Here is a 1806-nt window from a genome sequence, read left to right on the forward strand (position 1 = left end):
CAGTAGTATCTTGAACAGTTACTACTTGCGTAGCAGTAGTCGTGTTACCACAAGCGTCAGTAGCAGTCCATGTACGAGTCAATGTATAGTTACCTGCACAGTTACCCGCAGCAGTTACTTCGTTGAAAGTAACGTTAGCCGCACCACAGTTGTCTGTAGCAGTCAATGTTGCTGCCGCAGGAACGTTAGAACATTCTACAGTTACGTTAGCTGGTGTAGCTTCTACGAAAGTAGGCGCAGTAGTATCTTGAACAGTGACTACTTGCGTAGCAGTAGTTGTGTTACCACAAGCGTCAGTAGCTGTCCATGTGCGAGTTAATGTATAGTTACTAGCACAGTTACCTGCAGTAGTTACTTCGTTGAAAGTAACGTTAGCCGTTCCACAGTTGTCTGTAGCAGTCAATGTTGCTGCCGCAGGAACGTTAGAACATTCCACTGTTACGTTAGCTGGAGTAGCTTCTACGAAAGTAGGCGCAGTAGTATCTTGAACAGTTACTACTTGCGTAGCAGTAGTTGTGTTACCACAAGCGTCAGTAGCTGTCCATGTACGTGTTAATGTATAGTTACTAGCACAGTTACCTGCAGCAGTTACTTCGTTGAAGGTTACCGTAGCCGCTCCACAGTTGTCTGTAGCAGTCATTGTTGCTGCTGCAGGAACGTTAGAACATTCCACCGTTACGTTAGCTGGAGTAGCTTCTACGAAAGTAGGAGCAGTAGTATCTTGAACAGTTACTACTTGCGTAGCAGTGGTTGTGTTACCACAAGCGTCAGTAGCTGTCCATGTACGAGTCAATGTATAGTTACCTGCACAGTTACCCGCAGCAGTTACTTCGTTGAAGGTTACCGTAGCTGCTCCACAGTTGTCTGTAGCAGTCATTGTTGCTGCTGCAGGAACGTTAGAACATTCCACAGTTACGTTAGCTGGAGTAGCTTCTACGAAAGAAGGCGCAGTAGTATCTTGAACAGTTACTACTTGCGTAGCAGTGGTTGTGTTACCACAAGCGTCAGTAGCAGTCCATGTGCGAGTTAATGTATAGTTACTAGCACAGTTACCTGCAGCAGTTACTTCGTTGAAAGTAACGTTAGCCGTTCCACAGTTGTCTGTAGCAGCCATTGTTGCTGCCGCAGGAACGTTAGAACATTCAACTGTTACGTTAGCTGGTGTAGCTTCTACGAAAGTAGGCGCAGTAGTGTCTTGAACAGTTACTACTTGCGTAGCAGTAGTTGTGTTACCACAAGCATCAGTAGCAGTCCATGTACGAGTTAATGTATAGTTACCTGCACAGTTACCCGCAGCAGTTACTTCGTTGAAAGTAACGTTAGCTGCTCCACAGTTGTCTGTAGCAGTCATTGTTGCTGCCGCAGGAACGTTAGAACATTCCACTGTTACGTTAGCTGGTGTAGCTTCTACGAAAGTTGGATCTACAGTATCTTGGATAGTGAAAGTAGCAGAAGTTGTTGCTGTATTACCACAAGCATCAGTCGCAGTGAAAATTACAGTTACTGCTGCTGAACAGTCATTTGCCATAGCACTGAAATTATTAGACCAAATTACATTACCACAGTTATCAGTTGCTGAAGCACCACCTTGATTAGCTAACCAAGTTTGTAAAGCATTGGTATTACCTGATCCATCACACTCAACAACTAAATTAGAAGCTTGAGCAGTAATTTGAGGAGCAGTAGTATCTTGAACAGTTACTACTTGCGTAGCAGTGGTTGTGTTACCACAAGCGTCAGTAGCAGTCCATGTGCGAGTTAATGTATAGTTACTAGCACAGTTACCTGCAGTAGTTACTTCGTTGA

The 1806-nt window shown here is 44.5% G+C and carries 1 protein-coding gene; it reads right to left on the reverse strand.

The features are described 5' to 3' along the window. Positions 1–1806: HYR-like domain-containing protein (locus tag EQG61_RS13790; RefSeq protein WP_449404208.1), on the reverse strand; the 1806-nt coding region annotated here is incomplete at both ends.

Origin of the sequence: Flavobacterium stagni (assembly GCF_004122105.1) — a bacterium.
Classification (GTDB): Bacteria; Bacteroidota; Bacteroidia; order Flavobacteriales; family Flavobacteriaceae; genus Flavobacterium; species Flavobacterium stagni.